At 70.4% G+C, this 17,685-nt stretch carries 19 protein-coding genes; 13 read left to right on the top strand and 6 right to left on the bottom strand.

Going from position 1 to position 17,685, the window contains the following annotated elements:
• The first annotated feature begins 45 nt into the window (after positions 1-45).
• Positions 46-816, top strand: a complete 771-nt coding sequence (locus ACE37J_RS06835) for a response regulator (RefSeq protein ID WP_409709040.1) — start codon at positions 46-48, stop codon at positions 814-816.
• 73 nt (positions 817-889) lie between these two features.
• On the opposite strand, the gene ACE37J_RS06830 is transcribed toward ACE37J_RS06835, so the two are convergent.
• The 3 genes from ACE37J_RS06830 to speD form a co-directional block, all read right to left on the bottom strand.
• Positions 890-1,087, bottom strand: a complete 198-nt coding sequence (locus ACE37J_RS06830; RefSeq protein WP_409709037.1) for a CsbD family protein — start codon at positions 1,085-1,087, stop codon at positions 890-892.
• 123 nt (positions 1,088-1,210) lie between these two features.
• A complete protein-coding gene (gene speE, locus ACE37J_RS06825; RefSeq protein ID WP_409709034.1) occupies positions 1,211-2,059 on the bottom strand; it encodes a polyamine aminopropyltransferase in 849 nt (282 codons plus the stop codon).
• Entirely contained in the window at positions 2,056-2,589 is a 534-nt protein-coding gene (gene speD, locus ACE37J_RS06820) for an adenosylmethionine decarboxylase (protein WP_409709031.1), read from the bottom strand. The genes speE and speD overlap by 4 nt, the downstream gene beginning before the upstream one ends.
• Before the next feature lie 253 nt (positions 2,590-2,842).
• Here speD and ACE37J_RS06815 point away from each other — a divergent pair, with 253 nt between their 5' ends.
• Positions 2,843-3,772, top strand: coding sequence for a lysophospholipid acyltransferase family protein (locus ACE37J_RS06815; RefSeq protein ID WP_409709028.1), 930 nt, complete (start codon positions 2,843-2,845; stop codon positions 3,770-3,772).
• Positions 3,773-3,775: 3 nt separating this feature from the next.
• Here ACE37J_RS06815 and ACE37J_RS06810 read toward each other — a convergent pair whose 3' ends face one another.
• On the bottom strand, positions 3,776-4,210 hold the full coding sequence (locus ACE37J_RS06810) for a winged helix-turn-helix transcriptional regulator (RefSeq protein WP_409709026.1): 435 nt from the start codon (positions 4,208-4,210) through the stop codon (positions 3,776-3,778).
• Positions 4,211-4,291: 81 nt separating this feature from the next.
• On the opposite strand from ACE37J_RS06810, the gene ACE37J_RS06805 reads away from it, so the two are divergent.
• The 7 genes from ACE37J_RS06805 to tspO all read left to right on the top strand — a co-directional run bounded on the left by ACE37J_RS06805 (position 4,292) and on the right by tspO (position 10,931).
• Complete coding sequence (locus ACE37J_RS06805; protein ID WP_409709023.1) at positions 4,292-5,731, top strand: MATE family efflux transporter; 1,440 nt, start codon at positions 4,292-4,294, stop codon at positions 5,729-5,731.
• Entirely contained in the window at positions 5,728-6,933 is a 1,206-nt protein-coding gene (locus ACE37J_RS06800) for an MFS transporter (RefSeq protein ID WP_409709020.1), read from the top strand. The genes ACE37J_RS06805 and ACE37J_RS06800 overlap by 4 nt, the downstream gene beginning before the upstream one ends.
• 357 nt (positions 6,934-7,290) lie before the next feature.
• The gene (gene argC / locus ACE37J_RS06795; protein WP_409709017.1) at positions 7,291-8,325 is read left to right on the top strand and encodes an N-acetyl-gamma-glutamyl-phosphate reductase; all 1,035 of its coding nucleotides are present in this window, start codon (positions 7,291-7,293) and stop codon (positions 8,323-8,325) included.
• Positions 8,322-9,140, top strand: a complete 819-nt coding sequence (locus tag ACE37J_RS06790; protein WP_409709014.1) for a YihY/virulence factor BrkB family protein — start codon at positions 8,322-8,324, stop codon at positions 9,138-9,140. The genes argC and ACE37J_RS06790 overlap by 4 nt, the downstream gene beginning before the upstream one ends.
• 1 nt (position 9,141) lies before the next feature.
• Positions 9,142-9,573, top strand: a complete 432-nt coding sequence (gene ccmE / locus ACE37J_RS06785) for a cytochrome c maturation protein CcmE (protein ID WP_409709011.1) — start codon at positions 9,142-9,144, stop codon at positions 9,571-9,573.
• Positions 9,570-10,460: a PhzF family phenazine biosynthesis protein gene (locus tag ACE37J_RS06780; protein WP_409709008.1), complete on the top strand. Its 891-nt coding sequence runs from the start codon at positions 9,570-9,572 to the stop codon at positions 10,458-10,460. Before ccmE ends, ACE37J_RS06780 begins: the two co-directional genes overlap by 4 nt.
• A gap of 6 nt (positions 10,461-10,466) precedes the next feature.
• Complete coding sequence (gene tspO / locus ACE37J_RS06775) at positions 10,467-10,931, top strand: tryptophan-rich sensory protein TspO (RefSeq protein WP_409709005.1); 465 nt, start codon at positions 10,467-10,469, stop codon at positions 10,929-10,931.
• Here tspO and crtC read toward each other — a convergent pair.
• Together crtC and crtD are read right to left on the bottom strand one after the other, a co-directional pair.
• Complete coding sequence (gene crtC / locus ACE37J_RS06770) at positions 10,906-11,796, bottom strand: carotenoid 1,2-hydratase (RefSeq protein ID WP_409709285.1); 891 nt, start codon at positions 11,794-11,796, stop codon at positions 10,906-10,908. The genes tspO and crtC overlap by 26 nt on opposite strands.
• Entirely contained in the window at positions 11,751-13,355 is a 1,605-nt protein-coding gene (gene crtD, locus ACE37J_RS06765; protein WP_409709002.1) for a 1-hydroxycarotenoid 3,4-desaturase CrtD, read from the bottom strand. The genes crtC and crtD overlap by 46 nt, the downstream gene beginning before the upstream one ends.
• A gap of 93 nt (positions 13,356-13,448) precedes the next feature.
• Between crtD and ACE37J_RS06760 the strand changes: the two genes are divergently transcribed.
• From ACE37J_RS06760 to ACE37J_RS06745, 4 genes are all read left to right on the top strand, one after another.
• Positions 13,449-14,333, top strand: coding sequence for a polyprenyl synthetase family protein (locus ACE37J_RS06760; RefSeq protein WP_409708999.1), 885 nt, complete (start codon positions 13,449-13,451; stop codon positions 14,331-14,333).
• Positions 14,334-14,365: 32 nt separating this feature from the next.
• Positions 14,366-15,472, top strand: coding sequence for a methyltransferase (locus ACE37J_RS06755; RefSeq protein WP_409708996.1), 1,107 nt, complete (start codon positions 14,366-14,368; stop codon positions 15,470-15,472).
• Between the two features lie 124 nt (positions 15,473-15,596).
• The gene (gene bchC, locus ACE37J_RS06750) at positions 15,597-16,538 is read left to right on the top strand and encodes a chlorophyll synthesis pathway protein BchC (RefSeq protein WP_409708993.1); all 942 of its coding nucleotides are present in this window, start codon (positions 15,597-15,599) and stop codon (positions 16,536-16,538) included.
• The gene (locus tag ACE37J_RS06745; RefSeq protein ID WP_409708990.1) at positions 16,535-17,539 is read left to right on the top strand and encodes a chlorophyllide a reductase iron protein subunit X; all 1,005 of its coding nucleotides are present in this window, start codon (positions 16,535-16,537) and stop codon (positions 17,537-17,539) included. The genes bchC and ACE37J_RS06745 overlap by 4 nt, the downstream gene beginning before the upstream one ends.
• Positions 17,540-17,685: the final 146 nt, after the last annotated feature.

The raw sequence follows: 17,685 nt of genomic DNA, 5'->3' as shown, positions 1-17,685 counted from the left end.
GTTCCGCGTGGGACTGAAAAAATTGGAGTTCATGGAATGCAAGCTATGAAAGAGCGCGAGAACCTGTCCACGGTCATTGCGCCCCATCTTCCGTATCTCCGCCGCTATGCGCGCGCGCTCACGGGCGACCAGAGGGCCGGAGACGGCTATGTGGCGCAGACGCTTGAGGCGCTGATCGCGGACCGTGACGCGATGGACCACGATCTCGACCCGCGGGTGGCGCTCTATCGGTTGTTCTCCCGCATCTGGACTGCCGCGGCCGGAGCGGCCGACGCGGCGATGGAAGGCCCCGTCACGCCCCGATCCCGCCAACTCCTCCTTCTCGTCACGGTGGAGGATTTCAGCCCCGAAGAGGCCGCGCTCGTGATGGAAATCGACGCGGAGGAAGCGGGGATGCTCAACGCCGCCGCGGCCGACGAACTTTCCACACTCGCGCGGGCGCGCATCCTCATCATCGAGGACGAGCCGATCATCGCGCTGGACATCGAGAACATCGTCGCGGAAATGGGTCACGCCGTCGTCGGCGTCGCCGATACGCATCGCGAGGCCGTGGCCGCCGCGGCGGAAATGCGGCCCGACCTCATCCTCGCGGACATTCAGCTTGCGGACGGATCGTCCGGCGTGGAGGCCGTGGAGGAGATCCAGAAGACGTCCGATGTTCCGGTCATTTTCATCACCGCCTATCCGGAGCGTCTGCTCACCGGCGACCGGGTCGAGCCGCTCTTCCTGCTCACCAAGCCGTTCCGGCCGAAATCGGTTGAGGCGGCCATCGCCCAGGCGCTCTTCCACAAGAAGACATGGGCTTCGGCGGGCTGAGCGGCGTCGCCGCCCGATCATCCTTCGCAACGGCCGGCCGCCGGGTTGGCGGCCGGCCGTTTGTCGAACCGCCTCAGCGGCCGGAAAGCCATTCATCGACCTCGCGCTCGGCCTCGGCGCGCTCGCGTCCGTAGCGCTCCTGGATCTTGCCGACGAGCTCCTTGCGGTTGCCCTCGATGACGTCGAGATCGTCGTTCGTGAGCTTGCCCCATTGCTGCTGGGCCTTGCCCTTGACCTGCTCCCACGCGCCTTCGATCTGATCGCTGTTCATTTCATGCCTCCGTTCGGGTTGATTTCCGAGTCGCTCATGGCGCTCGGTTCCTCAACGCCCGAGGCGGGCGATCGTTCCTGAAGACATCGGAGCCGCTTCGCGCGAACGGCCTGTCGCCGCCGCTCACTTCAGGAGGGCGGCGACGTATCCCGGCAGCGCGAAGGCCGCCTTGTGGACTTCGGGCGTGTAGTAGCGGAGTCCCGAGACGCCGGAGGCGGCGAGCCGCCCTTCCAGCACATCCTCGACCGCGTCGCGCGCCTGCCCGTCCGTGCCCCAGCCGAAGGCCATCGGCCCGCCCGCATAGGTCGGAATCGAGGCGATGTAGCAGGTCGCATCCGCGAAGAGGGCGCGGAAGGCGCGCATCGTGTTCCGCAATTCGTCCGGCTGGAGGAAGGGGACGCCGTTCTGCGTGACGAGCACGCCGCCGGGCGCGAGCCGCCGCTTCGCATGGCCGTAGAACGTCTCGGTGAAGAGAACCTCGCCCGGCCCGATCGGGTCCGTCGAATCGACGAGGATGACGTCGAAGGACTCGCCCTTGCGGGCGATGTATTCCGCGCCGTCCGCGATCACGACCTCGAGCCGCGGATCGTCGAAGGCGCCGGCGGAGACGCCGGGGAGGAACTTGCGGGAAAACTCGATCACGCCCGCGTCGATCTCCACCATCACGACGCGGCGGATTCCGGGATGCTTCAGAGCCTCCCGCGCCATGCCCCCGTCCCCGCCGCCGACGATGAGGACGGAGCGCGCCGCGCCGTGGGCGAGGATCGGCGTGTGGGCCATCATCTCGTGATAGATGAACTCGTCCCCCGTCGTGACCTGCACGACGCCGTCGAGGGTGAGAACCCGGCCGAAGACCGGATTCTCGAAGAGCCGGAGCCGCTGATGCGCCGTCTCGCTGTCATAGAGCACGCGCCCCTCCCGGAGCCCCTGCCTGTATGCCTGGTGCAGCGTCTCGTCGAACCAGCCGCTCAAGGCGCGGCCCCGACGATCCCCTCGCCCCGCAGAAGCTCCTTCACGCGGACCTCGCCGGCGTCGAAGGCGCGGCGAAGCACCTCCACCGCGCGGCGCGGCTCGGCGTCCCCGCACATGAAGACGTCGAAGGCGCCGTAGCCGATTTCGGGCCAGGTGTGGACGCTGATATGGCTCTCCGCCAGCACGGCCACGCCGCTCACGCCCTGCGGCGTGAACTTGTGCGTGTGGATGTGCAGCAGCGTCGCGCCGCATTCCGTCACGCAGTCGCGCAGCGCCGACTCGATCCGCTCCTGATCGTCGAGCCCCGCGCCCTGCACCACCTCGATGATGAGATGCGTGCCGGCGTAGACCTTTCCATCGCGGCGGATGAAATGGTCTTCGCGGTCGCTGTCGAGCAGGTTGCTCGCCGCGAGCGTGAGTTTCGGCTTGTCGTCTTTCCGCACGGCTTCGCCGATGCGGCTCTCCGCGTCCTCATGGGTAGCGCCATATTCCAGGTCGGTCCCCAGTCGGATCAGGCTTGCGCTGTTCATGGCGCCTCCCTCCAACCAAAAATACCATACCCAGTGGCGCCTTAGCTGCCCCCCGAGAAACTCGCGGATGGGGTCGGCCGCCCTGTGGAAGCGGCGAGATAGGGGTGGGAGGCCGCAGATGCAAGATGTTTTTTCCTGCAGTGCGGCATTGACTTCGCAGAGCGCCGCCCCGTTGCCGGGGAGAGACGGTCAGGCGCCGCACTGTCGCTCAGGTCACTATGAAACGTCACATCGCCGCGCTATTTCTGCGCGCATGAGCCATTCCGCAGACGAGTCGGGGGCCACCCCGAGGGAAATCTCCTACGCATGGAGCGCCCGCTCCCGGGCCGGCCGCGCCGTGATCAGGTCCATCGAGAACCTGACCGGCCGGCCGAAGCTGATCCGGATGGCCCTCGGCTACGAGCGCGAGGTCTCGGCGGGGCGCAACTTCTGGGAGGTGATGACGGAGCGCTACCGCGTGACCGTCGATCTCGGGCCCGACGGGCTCGAGCGCATCCCGGGGGAGGGGCCGCTCGTTCTGGTCGCCAACCATCCGTTCGGGATTCTCGACGGCATGGCGCTGGGGCGCATCCTTTCCGCCCGCCGGCCGCATTTCCGCATCGTGGCGCACAAGATCTTCCACAAGGCGCGGGAGCTCGAACAGGTCATCCTTCCGATCAGCTTCGACGAGGACAAGGCGGCGCAGGCCACGAATATCGAGACGCGGCGCCGCGCGCTCGACTATCTCGCCGGCGGCGGCGCGATCGGCATCTTTCCCGGCGGCACGGTCTCGACCTCGAAGCGGCCTTTCGGCTCGCCGATGGACCCGGTGTGGCGCAATTTCACGGCGCGGCTCGTCTCCCGCTCCGAGGCGACGGTCGTCCCGGTCTATTTCCACGGCGCGAACAGCCGGATGTTCCAGATCGCCAGCCACCTGCACCCGACGCTGCGCGTCGCCCTCCTCATCAAGGAGTTCGGCGCCCGGGTCGGCGGGGCGATCCAGGCGACGGTCGGCGCGCCCCTGCCTGACGCGGAGATTCGCGCCCGCGCTGGGGATGCGGCGGCGCTGATGGACTATCTGCGGGACGAGACATACGCTCTTTCGCCCGAGCCGCTCGAGTCTCTCGACTACGGCTACGAGTTCGAGGCCGCCTATATCGGGCGGGACCGCAACGGAACCCGCCGGCGCTCCGACGCGGCCTGACGTTCAGGGCCTCTCCGCCCTCACGCTTCGGTGGGTGATCCGCGCTCCCGTCGTCTCATCGACAAGAATGGGGCGAACGGGTGCCCCCGTCTCCCTGTCCACGAGGCGGATGCCGCCCTCCGCGGGCCGGTGGGCCTCCGCCCATGAAACAAGTGTGACGATGACCGGGTGGAGCGCCTTGCCCGCCTCGGTGAGGCGGTATTCGTGCCGGAGCGGCCGTTCCTGATAGGGCCGCCGCTCCACCGCGCCCGCCGTCTCCAGCTTCCGCAGCCGGTCCGCCAGCACATGCCGGGCGCAACCGAGGCGGGACTGGATCTCCTCGAACCGGCGGAAGCCGAGGAAGAGATCGCGGAGCACAAGCATCGTCCAGCGGTCCCCGATCACGGAGAGGCCGCGGGCCACGGGGCAGGCTTCGTCCTTCAGTTCGGTCCAGCGCATGCGAGCAGCATAGCAGCGCTTGACAGGTTCCGAAAGGGAACGGAGTGTGGGTCAATTCCAAAACGGAACGGAGCCTTCGCGATGACCAGGGCGGCGGGGACGGCGGAGGCGGCGCGGGCGACGCGCACGAGGCTCCTGCTCGAAGGGCCTGTCGGCCCCACATTGGCGCGGCTCGCGGCGCCGAATGTCGTCGCCATGCTCGTCTCGGCGGCGACGAGCATCGCGGAGGGGTGGTTCGCCGCCGCTTCCGGCGTCTCCGCCCTCGCGGGGCTCGCGCTCGTCTTTCCGCTCGTGATGCTCACGCAGATGCTTTCAGCCGGGTCGATGGGCGGGGCGATCTCCGCCGCCGTCGCCCGCGCGCTCGGAGCCGGCGACGCTGCGCGGGCCGGCCGGGTGGCGCTCGCCGCGTGGATCATCGGGCTCGGCTTCGCCGCGCTCTCGCTCATCCTCGTGCTCGCCTTCGGGCGGCCGCTCTTTCTCCTGATCGGCGGCGGCGCGGCGGCGCCGGCGGCGGAGGGGATGGCCTATGCGACGGTCTATTTCGCGGGCGCGGCGGCGATCTGGCTCTGCCATGCGACGCTCTCGGTGATCCGGGGCACGGGGAACATGGGCGCGCCCTCGACGATCCTCCTCTTCGTCGCGCTCGGGTCCATCCCGCTTTCGGGCGCGCTGGCGCTCGGCTTCGGGCCGCTGCCGGCTTTCGGCATGGCCGGGATCGCGGCGGGCGCGGTGATCGCCCATGCCGGCGGGGCGGCGGCGGGGCTCTTCCTCGTCCTCTCCGGCCGCGCCGGGCTGCCGCTCCGCGGCGCGCTGGCCGCGCTCGCCTCGCGGGACTTTGCGGATATCCTGCGGGTCGGCCTCGTCGCCTCGCTCAATGCGATTCAGACCGTCCTGACCATCGTCCTCATGGTCGCCCTCGTCTCCCGCTTCGGGGAGGCGGCGCTGGCGGGCTACGGGCTCGGCGCGCGGCTCGAATTCCTCATGGTGCCGGTCGTCTTCGGGATCGGCGCGGCGCTCACCGCGATGGTCGGCGCCAATATCGGCGCGGGTAACCGGGCGCGGGCGCTTCGCATCGCCTGGACGGGCGCCTTCGCCGCCGCTGCGCTGGTGGGCGGGATCGGGCTCCTCGTCGCCGCCTTTCCCGCGCTCTGGCTCGGGCTTTTCCTCGACCGGGGGGCGGCGGCCTGGGCGGCGGGGGAGGCCTATCTGCGGATTGTGGCTCCGTTCTATTTCTTCTTCGGGCTCGGCCTCGCGCTCTATTTCGCGAGCCAGGGCGCGGGGCGGATGCTCTGGCCGGTGCTTTCCGGCCTCCTGCGCATGGCGGTCGCCTTCGGGCTGGCGCTGGCGCTGACGGGGTGGTTCGGCTTCGGGGTCGAGGGCGTGTTCCTCGGCGTCGCGGCGGGCATGGCCGTCTTCGGCGCGGCGACGGCGGCGGCGATCCGGCTCGGCGCCTGGGGCGGGGGCTTGAATGCGGCGCGGCCGGGCGAGATGGTTCCGCGCCGGACAGGAGAGACGGGATGAACGCCAGAGCCGATTCCGCGACGCCGGGCCTCTCAGCGGCGATTGCTGCGGGATGCCTGATTTCCTTTCTCGGCTTCGGCCTTTCGGTCGGCTTCGGGGTTTTCCTGCGGCCGGTGACGGAGGATCTCGGCTGGAGCCGGGAGATCTTCTCGCTCTCGGTCGCGGTGCAGCTCCTCGCCTGGGGGATCGCGCAGCCGCTCGCCGGGATGGCGGCGGACCGGTTCGGCGCCGCGCTCGCCATCGCCGCGGGCGCGCTCATGGCGGCGGCGGGGTTCGGGATCAGGGCGGTGACGGATTCGCCCGACATCTTCATCCTCGCCGGCGCGCTGGCCGGGGCGGGGACGGGCGCCTGCTCCTTCCCCATCGTCATCGTCGCGCTCGGCAAGGCGGTGACGCCGCAAAGGCGGGGGACGATCATGGGCCTCGGCACGGCCTCCGCCTCGCTCGGCATGTTCATGGCGGCGCCCGGCGCGATCTTCGCCATCGAGAGCTTCGGCTGGCGGCCGACGCTGAGCGCCATGGCCGCGCTCTTCCTGCTGATCCCGCCCGCCGCGGCGGTGATATCGCGCGTCTCGCGCCCGGGAGCCGCGGGGGTGCGGCTCGCGGATTACGGGCGGGCGCTTTCGGCGGCGATCGGGGAGCGGAGCTTTCCCTGCCTCTTCTTCGGCTTCTTCGTCTGCGGCTTTCATGTCGCCTTCATCCAGACGCATCTCGCGGCCTTCTGCCTCGACGCCGGGCTCGCCGCCTATGTGGGCGGCTGGGCGCTGGCGCTGATCGGGCTCTTCAACATCGCGGGCTCGTTCCTTTCCGGCTGGTCGGGGCAGATCTGGTCGAAGAAGCGGCTCCTTTCCGGCATCTATCTCGCCCGCGCGGCGGTGATCGCGGCCTTCCTGCTGGCGCCGCTCTCGCCCATGAGCGTCTTCATCTTCTCCGCCGCGATCGGCGTGCTCTGGCTTTCCACCGTGCCGCTGACGACCGCGCTGGTGGCGGAGACGCAGGGGCTGACCTTCCTTTCCACGCTCGTCGGCATCGTCTTCCTCGGGCATCAGATCGGCAGCTTCACGGGGGCCTGGCTCGGCGGGCGGCTTTTCGACATGACGGGGGGCTATGGCGCCGTCTGGTGGCTCGCGGTCGCGCTCGGGCTCTTCGCGGCGCTGATCCATCTTCCGATCCGGGAAGGGGCGCGGCCGGCGACGGCGTGAGGAGCGCGCGGGCGCAACGTCTGTTGCGGAAACGGGGCGGAAAGTCGAATTTCCGGGGCAGGTCGGACAAGCAACTGACTCTGTTGAGAAAATTGGCAGCGTTCGGATATTACAAGCGTATTACAAGCGTATTACAAACGTATTGCACTTGTCCGGACAATGGCGGCGATCCGGCTCCGGCGCGAAGCACGCCGCGCCCGTCGCGGACCGAAGAGAGATGGGGGCGGGCGCTGCCTGTTGCGCGGGCGAAATTCGACGCCGCGCCCGGCCCGAAAGCGTTCGCAGATGCAGGGCGCGCGGTGGATTTCCCCGTCTCCATGGCGTAAGAGGCCGCGCAACCGCAGCGTGAGCCCAGCCATGACGAAGACCTACAAGACCGCCATACTCGGCGCCTCCGGCTATACCGGGGCGGAGCTCGTGCGCCTGATCCACACGCATCCGGCGCTCGAGATCGTCGCGATGACGGCGGACCGGAAGGCGGGGATGAGCATGGGGGAGGTCTTCCCCCATCTCGCGCATATCCCGCTCCCGGCGCTCACGACGCTGGACGAGGTGGACTGGGAGGGCGTGGACCTCGCCTTCTGCGCCATGCCGCACGCCGCCGCGCAGGCGGTGATCGTGCGCGTGCCGGAGCGGGTGAAGGTGGTGGACCTTTCCGCCGATTTCCGGCTCAGGGACGTCGCGACCTTCGAGAAATGGTACGGCGGCAAGCACCTTTCCCCCGAGCTCCAGAAGATCGCCGTCTATGGCGCCCCCGAATTCTACCGGGAGGAGATGCGGACGGCGCGGCTCATCGCCGGGACGGGCTGCTTCGCGATCAACGCGCTGCTGCCGCTCGTGCCGCTGCTGGAGGCGGGCGTGATCGACCCGGACCATATCGTCATCGACTCGAAGACGGGCGTCACCGGCGCCGGCCGCGCGCCCTCGGAGCGGAAGCTCTATTCCGAGATCACCGAGGGGATCGACGCCTACAACGTCGCGAAGCACCGGCATACGGCGGAGTTCGACCAGGAATTGTCGAAGGCGGCGGGGCGGCCCGTCGTCGTCAGCTTCACGCCGCATCTCATTCCCGCGAACCGGGGCATCCTCGCGACGATCTATGTTCATGGCGAGGCGGCGAAGGTTCACGAGACGCTCGCGGCGCGCTATGCCGGGGAGCCCTTCGTGGACGTGCTCCCGTTCGGCGCGGACGCGCCGCAGACGCGGCATGTGCGGGGCTCCAACCTCAACCGCATCGCCGTCTTCGCCGACCGGCAGCCGGGCCGGGCGATCATCGTCTCGGTGCTCGACAACCTCGTGAAGGGCGCCTCCGGCCAGGCGATCCAGTGCGCGAACATCGCCCTCGGCCTGCCGGAGGCGACGGGGCTGGAGGCGGCGCCGCTCTTCCCGTGAGACTCTGGCGCGTCACCCTCGCCGCCTATCGGCGCTTCGACGCGCATGACGGATTCGCGATGGCGGGCTTCATCGCCTATTCGGTGTTCCTCTCGCTCTTTCCCTTCGCGATCTTCTTCTTTTCGCTCGCCGGCTTCCTGATCGGCCCCGAGGACAGCCGCGCCGTCTTCGACGCGCTGGCGGACCTCGCGCCGGAGCATATCGCCAAGACGCTGCTCCCGGTGCTCGACGAGGTGATCGGGCGAAGCCGCGGCGGGCTGCTGACCATTGCGGGGCTCGGCGCGATCTATGTCGCCTCCAACGCGGTGGAGGCGCTGCGCGTCGGGCTCGACCGGGCCTATGAGGCGCCGGCCTCGCGCGGGTTCCTGTTTCGCCGGGCGGTGGCGCTCGGCTTCGTGCTGCTGGCGGCGGTGACCTTCACGGCGCTCGGCTTCGTCATCATCCTCGCGCCGCTCGCGCTCCGGCTCGCGGAGGCGTGGACGGGCTTCACGCCGCCGGGCGGGATCGGCCCGGTCCGCTATCTCATCGGGGTCGGCGGATTCGCGCTTTTCCTCTCGGTCGTCTACCGGTGGCTGCCGAGCCGGGCGCCGCGGTGGAAGGCGATCCTGCCCGGCGCGATCATCGCCACGCTGCTCTGGATCGCGGGCGCATCCGGCTTTTCGTTCTATCTTGCCTTCGCGCCGGACTATGCTGTGACCTATGGCGCATTCGCGGGCGTCATAGTGACGCTACTCTTCTTTTATCTGACCGGCGCAGTTGTGATATTCGGAGCGGAAGTGAACGCGGCGATGGCCGCGCCTGAGGAGGAGACCTGACATGGCGTTGACCCGGAAGAAGCGGCGGATGGCGCTGATCGTGGCGGGGGGCGTTCTGATGACGGCGGCGACCGCGCTCGTCTCCATCGCCTTCCAGGACACGATCGCCTTTTTCGTCACGCCCACGGAGCTTGCGGCGGAGCCGCGCGGGCCGGAGGAGCGGCTCAGGGTCGGCGGGATGGTGGTGGAGGGCAGCCTCGAAAAGGGGGCGCTCAACATCTTCCGCCTCACCGATTTCGAGACGGAGGTCGAAGTCCGGTTCGAGGGCGTGCTGCCCGACCTGATCAAGGCGGGGCAGGGCGCCGTCGCCGACGGGCGGGTGGTGGACGGGGTGTTCATCGCCTCCGAAGTTCTCGCCAAGCATGACGAGAAATACATGCCGGCGGAGATCCGCGACCTGCACGAGAAGATGCCCGAAGGGACCGGGTCTTGAACCCTGTCTGGTGGATCGACGCCTTCACCGAGACGCGCTTCGGCGGCAACCCCTGCGCCGTCGTCTTCGACGCCGACGCGATCCCCGTGGAGGAGCGCATCGCCTTCACGAAGGAGACGGGGCTTGTCGAATGCGCCTTCGTCGTCTCCTCCGACAAGGCGGATTTCGGCGCGCGCTATTACATGCCGACCGGGGAAATCCCGCTCGCCGGGCATCCGACGGTGGCGACCGTCACGGCGCTGATCGCCGCGGGGCGCGTTGCGGCGCCCTCCGCCTTCACGCTCGAGGTCGGCGCGGGGGTGATGCCGATCGAGGTCAAGGCGCGGCCGGGGCGCCCCGCGCTCGTGACGATGACGCAGCCCGCGCCGGTCTTCGGGCGGAGCTATGACCCGGCCGCCATCGCCGCGCTCTACGGATTGAAGGAGATCGACGTGGCGGGGACGCCGCGGACCGTCTCCACCGGCTCGGCCTTCCTCGTCACGCGGCTCGGCTCGCTCGGCGCGCTGCGCGCGGCGCGGCTCGACCCGGCGGCGCTCGAAGCCTTCAAGGCGGCGGAGGATGCGGATTTCATGGAGCCCTTCCTCTGCGTCACCAAGGGCGCGACGGCGGACGGGGAGACCTTCGCCCGCCTGCTCCTGCCGCCGCCCTTCCCGCCGGAGGACCCGTTCACCGGCTCCGCGACCGGGTGCATGGCGGCGCTCCTTTTCTCGGAGGGGTTGATCGGGCGGCGGTTCACGGCGGAGCAGGGGCATGACATGGGGCGGCCCGGGCGCGCCTCGGTCGAGGTGCTCGGCGCGGCCTCCGCCATCGAGGGCGTGAAGGTCGGGGGCTCCGGCGTCGTGGTGATGAAGGGCGAGGTCGATTTTTCCGCTCCGGCGGTTATATAACGCCGGATGGATTGGCTCCTCTTCATCGTCTTCTTCGCCTCCTGCGCCGCTGCGGGCTCCACGGGCGCGATGTTCTCGCCCGGGGACTGGTATCGCAACCTCGCGAAACCCTCCTGGACGCCGCCGGACTGGCTGTTCCCGGTCGCCTGGTCGGTGCTCTATATCTGCATCGCCGCCTCGGCCGCGATGGTCGCGCCGCTGGAAGGCTCCGCGCTGGCGATGGCGTTCTGGGCGTTGCAGATCGCGCTCAACACGCTCTGGTCCCCGGTCTTCTTCGGGCTGAAGAAGATGATGGCGGGGATGATCGTGCTGAGCTTCCTCTGGCTCGCGGTGGCGGCGACGCTCTGGACGTTTCTCCAGCTCGACACGCTCGCGGGGCTGCTGATCGCGCCCTATCTGCTCTGGGTCACGGTGGCGGGGGCGCTGAACTGGTCCGTCATGCGGCTCAATCCGGAGCCGCGCCCGGCCTGAAGGTCCAGCCCGCGCGGCGGGGGACGCGCATTGCGAGCATGGGCATGAGCCAGGGGCCGCGGAAGCGGTCAAGGTCCAGCGCCTCGTGAACGCCGGTGAGGCGTTCCCCGCCGATCTCCGTCTCGACCACGGCGCGGGTGTAGAAGGGCGCTTCCAGCATCGACATGACCTGACGCGGGCGGAAGCCCGGGTCGGCCCGCGTCTCCCGCTTCACGGCCCAGAGCGAGCGGGCGAAGCGCACGGGGGGCGGGGCCTCGACGGCGCGGGCGGAGCCGTCCGCCCCGAAGGCGAAGGCGGCGTCGAAGCGGGATCCGTCCCGCATCTCCGCATCGTAGAAGGCGAGCGCGCCGCCCGAGGCGGTCGGGAAGCGGCCCCAGCACCAGTGCGAGAAATCCGCCTCCAGCGCGCGCGTGCCGAAATTCGCGTCGAGATAGCCGTGGCCGGACCATGCCCAGCCCGGGCGGTCCAGCTCGACCTCGATCTTCGCGACGGGCGCGAACGGGCGCCAGACATGGGCGCCGTCTTCCGTCAGCGGCAATTCGACATCGGTGATCGCGGAGGGGGTGAGGACGATGCGGCCGCGGAGGCGGGTGAGGTGCGGGGTGGAGATTTCGTCGATCTCGACGATCAGGCGCGCCCCGTCCCATCGCATCGATGAGGGGCCGACCTCGAACTTGCCGGGCGAGAGGCGGAGCGCGGCGCGGCCCCGGTCCGTCATCGTGAAGCGGCCGCCGGGGCCGTAGGTCGCGACGTTGATGCAGCAATGGTTCGCCGGGTCGCGCCGCCCGCTCCAGCGATACCAGGGCGAGAAGACCGAGCCTATGAAGCCGATGACGGAGACGGCGCGCGCCCCGTCGTCGCTGATCCCGTCGAGATACCACCAGGCGTAGCCGTCCGGGCCGACATGGATGTCGAAGAAGGGCCCGCCAGAATCGCCTCGGCCGCGCGCAGGCCGGAGCGCGCGGCCATCGGAACCCCCGCGCCCGGATGCGCGCCCCCGCCGCAGAGGAAGAGCCCCGGAACGCGGCTCCGCGCCGTCGGCCGCGCGAAGGCCGCCATCGCCCCGTGCGGGCTCCGCCCGTAGAGCGAGCCGTCCGATCCGGGGAAGAGCGCCGCGAAATCCCGCGGGCTGCTCAGGCTCTCCGGCCCCGGCGCCGGGGAGAAGGTCAGCCCGAAGCGGGCCAGCGTTCCGAAGGTCAGGTCCCTGCATCTTTCGCGCTCCTCGACGCGGCCGGGCTCGTCCGGCGCGCCGTTCATGATGATCTCGAACCGCTCCGGCCCGGCCGGCGCGGCGTTCTCGCCCCCGATCCCGCCTCTGTCGGCCGCGCAGACATAGAGCGAGGGGGAATCGGGCATGGCGCCCGCCTCGATGGGGCCGAATTCCCGCGCCGGGTCCGGCCCGAAGAAGACGTTGTGATGGGCGAGGTCCGGGCGGGACGGCTCCGCCGCGAAGCTCCAGACATAGGCGGAAAGGGAGCGGGGGGAGATTGCGGCCTTCGTGACCGCGCCCCCTGCGCCCGGCCCGAGGAGGCCGCGGCGGAGGGCCGCCGGGTCCCCGTTGAAGAGGATCGTTTTCGCCGCGATTCTCTCGCCGCCGGCGAGGCGGAGGCCGGCGACGGCGCCGCGCTCCGTCTCGATTTCCTCGACATGGGCGCCGAGGCGGAACTCGGCGCCCTGCGCCTCGGCCAGCCGCGCCATCGAAGCGGCGAGCGCGGCGACGCCGCCCTCCACGCGCCAGACGCCGCGCGATTCCGATTCCCAGATGAGGGAGAGGAGCGCGGGGCTCCGGCCCGGCGCGCCGCCGACATAGGTGGCGTAGCGGCCGAAGAGCTGCCGGAGGCGCGGGTCGGCGAAGCGGCGGGCGAGGGCCTGCGCGAGGGTCAGGTGCGGCGTCATCGCGGGGATGAGCGAGGGATGGCGGAGGACGTGAAGCGCGAGGGCGCCGAAGGTCGGCGCGGCGGCCTCCATCATCGGCTTCTCGAATCCGTCGTAGAGCCGGCGCGCATCGGCGGCGAAGCGGCGGAAGGCGGCGGCCTCGCGCGCGCCGGCGAAGGCGGCGACGGCCGCCTCGTTCGCCGCCGGATCGTCCGTCAGGTCCAGCGTCGAGCCGTCTTGCCAGAAATGCCGGGCGAGGAGCGGCTCGCGGTGGATGCGCACATGATCGTCGAGCCGCGCGCCCGCGGCGGCGAAGAGCCCGTCGAACACCGAGCGCATCGTCATCACCGTCGGCCCGGCGGGGGCGGGGCCTGCGGCCGTCTCCACATTCCGGGCCTTGCCGCCGATATGGGCGTGGCGTTCGAACACGGTCACGCGGCGCCCCGCGGCGGTGAGCGCGAGCGCGGCGGCGAGGCCGCCGATCCCGGCCCCGACGATCACGATGCGGTTCTCTGCGCGGTTCTCTGCGCGGTTTTCGGCCTTCAGCATGACGCCATCGTTGACTCGGCGGGGCCGACTGTCCATCATAATTTACACTGACTGTCCACTTCACTGGACGGTCGCGCAGGACAGGAGACGCGCATGGGCATCTCGGACCGTGTCGAGGCGGCGCTCGAAGCCGCGATTTCGCAAGGGCAGGGGAATGGCGAGGCGGCGCCGGCCAGGCTCGCCGCCGCGCTCGCCCATGCCGTATTCCCCGGCGGGGCGCGCATCCGGCCCACCATCCTCCTCTCGGTCGCCAAGGCCTGCGGCGACGACCGGCCCGCGCTGGCGGACGCGGCGGCGGCTTCGCTGGAGCTGATCCATTGCGCCTCCCTCGTCCATGACGACATGCCCTGTTTCGACGATGCGGACATCCGCCGCGGCAAGCCCGCCGTCCACAAGGCCTATGGCGAGCCCATCGCGCTCCTGACCGGGGACAGCCTGATCGTCATGGCCTTCGACGTGCTGGCCCAGGCGGCGGAGCGCGAACCGGCGCGGGGGATCAAGCTGATCCGCATCCTCGCCGAATCGACCGGCATGCCGAACGGCATCTGCGCCGGGCAGGGCTGGGAGAGCGAGCCGAAGGTCGACCTCCTCGCCTATCACCGCGCCAAGACCGGCGCGCTCTTCACCGCCGCGACGCGGATGGGCGCCGTCGCCGCCGGGCAGGAGCCCGAGGCCTGGACGGAGCTCGGCGCCCGGATCGGCGAGGCCTTCCAGGTGGCGGACGACCTTCGCGACGCGCTCTATGACGAGGAGACGCTGGGCAAGCCCGCGCATCAGGACGAGATCCACGCCCGGCCCAACGCCGTGGCGGAATACGGCGTCTCCGGCGCGATCACCCGGCTGAAGAACACGCTTTCGGGCGCCATCGCCTCGATCCCCTCCTGCCCCGGCGAGGCCGCGCTTTGCGCGATGGTCCGCGCGCAGGCGGAGCGGCTGACGCCGATCGCGCCCGCCGCCGCGCTGCGCCGGGCGGTCTAGCCTTGGCGGCGGCGGCGGAGCCGCCGGCGGGCATGAGCCTTTCCGCGCGCTGGCGGCGCTGGCGAAACGGACTCGTCTCCGACCCGCGCTTTCAGGCCTGGGCCGCGCGCTTCCCCCTCACCCGCGCCGTGACGCGGCGGGAGGGGGCGGAGATGTTCGATCTCCTGTCAGGTTTCGTTTACAGCCAGGCGCTGATGGCGCTGGTGGAGCTCGGGACGCTCCGCGCCCTTCGCGGCGGGGAGATGGAGGCCGCCGCGCTCGCCGCCCGCGCCGGGGTTCCGGCGGAGCGGATGGCGGCGCTGCTTCGCGCCGGGGTCGCGCTCGGGCTGATGGAGATGCGGGGCGGGGCCTTCGGCCTTTCGCGCAAGGGCGCCGCGCTGCTCGGCGCGCCGGGGCTCGAAGACATGATCCGGCATCACCGCGTACTCTATCGCGATCTAGAGGACCCGGCGGCCTTCTTCCGCGGGGAGACGGAGACGGAGCTGGCCGGGTTCTGGCCCTATGTCTTCGGCGCCGCCGCGGCGGAGGAGCCGGAGGCGGCCGCGCGCTATTCCGACCTGATGGCGAAGAGCCAGATCATGGTGGCGGAGGAGACGCTGGCCGCCGTTTCATTGGCCGATACGCGGCTTCTGATGGATGTCGGCGGCGGCACGGGCGCCTTTCTGGAGGCCGCCGGGCGGGCGAATCCCGCGCTGAAGATTCGGCTCTTCGACCTGCCCGCCGTCGCGCCCGCCGCCGCCGCGCGGTTTCGCGCCGCGGGCATGGAGGGGCGCGCGGAGATCGTTCCGGGGAGTTTCCGGGACGGGCCGCTGCCCGGCGGGGCGGATGCGATCAGCCTCGTGCGCGTGCTCTATGACCATCGGGACGAGACGGTGGCGGCGCTCCTTCGCGCCGCCTTCGAGGCCCTGCCGCCCGGCGGGCGGATCGTCGTTTCCGAGCCGATGACGGGCGGCGCGCGGCCGAACCGTTCGGGGGATGTCTATTTCGCATTCTACTGCATGGCGATGCGGACGGGCCGCGCCCGCTCGCAGGCCGAGGTCGCGGCGCTGCTCTCCGCGGCCGGATTCGCGGAGGTGCGGACCCCCCGCCCGCGGCGCGAATTCGTCACCTCGATCGTGACGGCGACGAAGCCCCGCTAAGGGGCGCCGATTTCTTGTCCAATTACATTGACAGTACAGACTGTCACGCTAGACTTACACATACGGCGCGAGAGAGAGACGCCGCGAGTCCCCGGAAGGGGCGCCAGGAAAGGGAGCCGAGCGCGTGGAGACGACAGAAGCCGTCATCCTCAAGGGACCGAAAGACCTCGCCCTCGGCGCGCTCACCCTCGCGGAGCCCGGGCCGGGCGACATCGTCGTCGACATCGCCCATTCGGGAATCTCCACCGGCACCGAAAAGCTCTTCTGGACGGGGGAGATGCCCCCGTTCCCCGGCATGGGTTATCCGCTCGTCCCCGGCTATGAGGCCGCGGGCGAGGTGGTGGAGGCGGGGCCGGAGAGCGGCTTCCGCACCGGCGACCACGTCTTCGCCCCCGGCGCGGCCTGCTATCGCGAGGCCAAGGGCCTTTTCGGCGGCGCGGCGCGGCGGCTGGTGACGGCGGGCGCCCGCGCGACGCGGATCGACGCGAAGCTCGGCGCCGAAGGCGCGCTCCTCGCCCTGGCGGCCACGGCTCGCCATGCGATGGCGGGTATGCGGAACGCGCCGCCCGACCTCATCGTCGGGCACGGCGTGCTCGGCCGGCTCCTGGCGCGGCTCACCGTCGCCGCGGGCGCGCCGGCGCCGACCGTCTGGGAGATCAACCCGGACCGCGCTTCCGGCGCCCTTGGCTACGAGGTGCTGAACCCCGAGGCGGACCCGCGGCGCGACTACGAATCGATCTATGACGCGACGGGCGACGCGGCCCTCCTCAACACGCTGATCGGGCGGATCGCGAAGGGCGGGGAGATCGTCCTCGCCGGGTTCTACCCCGCGCCGATCAGCTTCGCCTTCCCGCCCGCCTTCATGAAGGAGGCGCGGTTCCGCATCGCCGCGGAATGGAACGCCGACGACCTGAAGGCGACGCGCGCGCTGATCGAGAGCGGCGCGCTCTCGCTCGCCGGGCTCGTCACGCATCGCCGCGCCGCGAGCGCCGCCGCCGAGGCCTACGACACGGCCTTCGGCGACCCCGCCTGCCTCAAGATGATCCTGGACTGGAGAGCCGCATGACCCTCGACGTTCCGAACCTCAAAGGGGATTACGACGAGCGCCTGCGCGCGGAGGCCGCCGAGCCGACGCTCGAAGTGCCCACCGCGCCGCCGACCAAGAAGACGCAGATCATCGCGATCTACGGCAAGGGCGGCATCGGCAAGAGCTTCACGCTCGCCAATCTCAGCCACATGATGGCGGAGCAGGGCAAGCGGGTGCTGCTGATCGGCTGCGACCCCAAGAGCGACACGACCTCGCTCCTCTTCGGCGGCAAGGCCTGCCCCACGATCATCGAGACCTCGACCCGCAAGAAGCTCGCGGGCGAGGAGGTGAAGATCGGCGATGTCTGCTTCAAGCGCGACGGCGTCTTCGCGATGGAGCTGGGCGGGCCGGAAGTCGGCCGCGGCTGCGGCGGGCGCGGGATCATCCACGGCTTCGAGCTGCTGGAGAAGCTGGGCTTCCATGACTGGGATTTCGACTACGTGCTGCTCGACTTCCTCGGCGACGTGGTCTGCGGCGGCTTCGGCCTCCCCATCGCGCGGGACATGGCGCAGAAGGTGATCCTCGTCGCCTCGAACGACCTCCAGTCGCTCTATGTGGCGAACAATGTCTGCTCCGCGGTGCAGTATTTCCGCAAGATGGGCGGCAATGTCGGCGTCGCCGGGCTCGTCATCAACAAGGATGACGGGACGGGCGAGGCGGCGGCCTTCGCGGAGGCGGTGGGCATCCCGATCCTCGCCGCGATCCCGCAGGATGACGACCTCCGCAAGAAATCCGCGAACTACCAGATCGTCGGCACCGCGAAATCCCAGTGGGGCGACCTCTTCGCCGGGCTCGGGGACGCGGTGGCCGTCGCGCCGCCGGGCCACCCGCACCCGCTGACGCAGGACGGGCTGCTCGGCCTCTTCTCGGCCGAGGAGACGGGGGCGGACTTCGTGCTCACCCCGGCTTCCGACGAAGACATGCGCGGCAAGAACGCCGCGCCGAAGAAATCCCTCGAAGTGGTCTACGACGATGTTTGATCTCGACAGAATGGCGGAATGCGACCAGCGGCTCATCGCGCTCGAGGGGGGCGCCGTGAGCCGCCCCATTCCCGCCAGGGCCCCGGCGCCGGCGCGTGAGAGCGTGACGGCGCCGGGAGTCTGCCCCTTCTCCGGCCAGCGGCGGG

Origin of the sequence: Pikeienuella sp., assembly GCF_046290545.1 — a bacterium.
Classification (GTDB): domain Bacteria; phylum Pseudomonadota; class Alphaproteobacteria; order Rhodobacterales; family Rhodobacteraceae; genus Pikeienuella.
The sequence above is the reverse complement of the archived record's forward strand: the minus strand, read 5'-3'. Positions and strand labels throughout refer to the sequence as shown.

Excerpts from the sequence above, each read along its gene's own strand:
- ACE37J_RS06835 (WP_409709040.1), top strand. The coding sequence starts at position 46 with ATGAAAGAGCGCGAGAACCTGTCCACGGTCATTGCGCCCCATCTTCCG.
- ACE37J_RS06830 (WP_409709037.1), bottom strand. The coding sequence starts at position 1,087 with ATGAACAGCGATCAGATCGAAGGCGCGTGGGAGCAGGTCAAGGGCAAG.
- speD (WP_409709031.1), bottom strand. The coding sequence starts at position 2,589 with ATGAACAGCGCAAGCCTGATCCGACTGGGGACCGACCTGGAATATGGC.
- ACE37J_RS06815 (WP_409709028.1), top strand. The coding sequence starts at position 2,843 with ATGAGCCATTCCGCAGACGAGTCGGGGGCCACCCCGAGGGAAATCTCC.
- ACE37J_RS06810 (WP_409709026.1), bottom strand. The coding sequence starts at position 4,210 with ATGCGCTGGACCGAACTGAAGGACGAAGCCTGCCCCGTGGCCCGCGGC.
- ACE37J_RS06805 (WP_409709023.1), top strand. The coding sequence starts at position 4,292 with ATGACCAGGGCGGCGGGGACGGCGGAGGCGGCGCGGGCGACGCGCACG.
- ACE37J_RS06800 (WP_409709020.1), top strand. The coding sequence starts at position 5,728 with ATGAACGCCAGAGCCGATTCCGCGACGCCGGGCCTCTCAGCGGCGATT.
- argC (WP_409709017.1), top strand. The coding sequence starts at position 7,291 with ATGACGAAGACCTACAAGACCGCCATACTCGGCGCCTCCGGCTATACC.
- ccmE (WP_409709011.1), top strand. The coding sequence starts at position 9,142 with ATGGCGTTGACCCGGAAGAAGCGGCGGATGGCGCTGATCGTGGCGGGG.
- tspO (WP_409709005.1), top strand. The coding sequence starts at position 10,467 with ATGGATTGGCTCCTCTTCATCGTCTTCTTCGCCTCCTGCGCCGCTGCG.
- crtD (WP_409709002.1), bottom strand. The coding sequence starts at position 13,355 with ATGCTGAAGGCCGAAAACCGCGCAGAGAACCGCGCAGAGAACCGCATC.
- ACE37J_RS06760 (WP_409708999.1), top strand. The coding sequence starts at position 13,449 with ATGGGCATCTCGGACCGTGTCGAGGCGGCGCTCGAAGCCGCGATTTCG.
- ACE37J_RS06755 (WP_409708996.1), top strand. The coding sequence starts at position 14,366 with ATGAGCCTTTCCGCGCGCTGGCGGCGCTGGCGAAACGGACTCGTCTCC.
- ACE37J_RS06745 (WP_409708990.1), top strand. The coding sequence starts at position 16,535 with ATGACCCTCGACGTTCCGAACCTCAAAGGGGATTACGACGAGCGCCTG.